Below are 870 nucleotides of genomic sequence, written 5' to 3'. Positions count from 1 at the left end.
GGTTGAACGAACCGACGATCGACTTGGTGGCAGCCGTGTTGTTGGCGTCGTTGTAGACCCAGTTTTCGCCGGAGAACGAAGCCGACTTGGCAATGCTCACGAGCTGGCTCTGCAGCTCCTTGATTTCCTTCTGGATCTTGCTCTTGTCAACACCCGGCTCGCTGGCGGCAACCAGCTTTTTCTTGATCTCGTCGACGACGTCCTTGGAGTTTTCCATGGCGGTGTAGGCAACGTCGGTCTTGGCAGCGCCGAGGCCAAGAGCGTCTTCAACGGTCGAGAGTGCCTTGTTGTCCGAACGCATGGTGGTTGCGATCGACCAGTAAGCGGCGTTGTCCGCAGCGCTACCGACGCGCAGGCCCGATGAGATGCGGTCCTGGGTGGTTTCCATCGAGGAATTGATCGAACGCAGGGTCTGAAGAGCCGACATTGCGGCGGTGTTCGTCATGATGCTGGTCATTGGCTGAGTGCCCCTTGTTGGCTGATTTGGAATGAAAAGGGACATTCCGGGATTACCGGGAAGCAGCGGTCAGCCTCATGCCTGTTAATGTTGATTAACCCGCCGTTTCGTTGGCCACAGAAAACACCATCGTGGTTAACAAATGCTGAAGCTCAGTCGATAATTTCGGCACGCGTGGCTGAAATAGACCAACAAAAAACCGCGCCTCTTGCGAAGCGCGGTTTCGATTTTCTGCAGTCGGGCGCGAGCCGGGACCCGCGCCGCCTGGCGCCCGATTAACGGAACAGCGACAGGATGTTCTGCGAGTTCGAGTTGGCGATCGTGAGCGCCTGGATACCGAGCTGCTGCTGCGTCTGCAGAGCCTTCAGGCGGGTCGACTCTTCGTTCATGTCAGCGTCGACGAGCTTGCCGAT

General features: G+C 57.5%; 2 protein-coding genes. Both read right to left on the bottom strand.

Translation table 11 applies throughout. From position 1 onward, the window contains the following. The coding region (locus ACTJKE_RS36560; RefSeq protein WP_440661890.1) for a flagellin N-terminal helical domain-containing protein at positions 1–457 on the bottom strand (457 nt) is incomplete at its 3' end. A 275-nt stretch (positions 458–732) separates the two neighbouring features. After that, positions 733–870: flagellin (locus ACTJKE_RS36555; protein ID WP_440693915.1), on the bottom strand; the 138-nt coding region annotated here is incomplete at its 5' end.

Source organism: Ensifer sp. 22521, assembly GCF_052044795.1.
In the GTDB taxonomy this organism is placed as follows: Bacteria; Pseudomonadota; Alphaproteobacteria; order Rhizobiales; family Rhizobiaceae; genus Ensifer.
The sequence above is the reverse complement of the archived record's forward strand: the minus strand, read 5'-3'. Positions and strand labels throughout refer to the sequence as shown.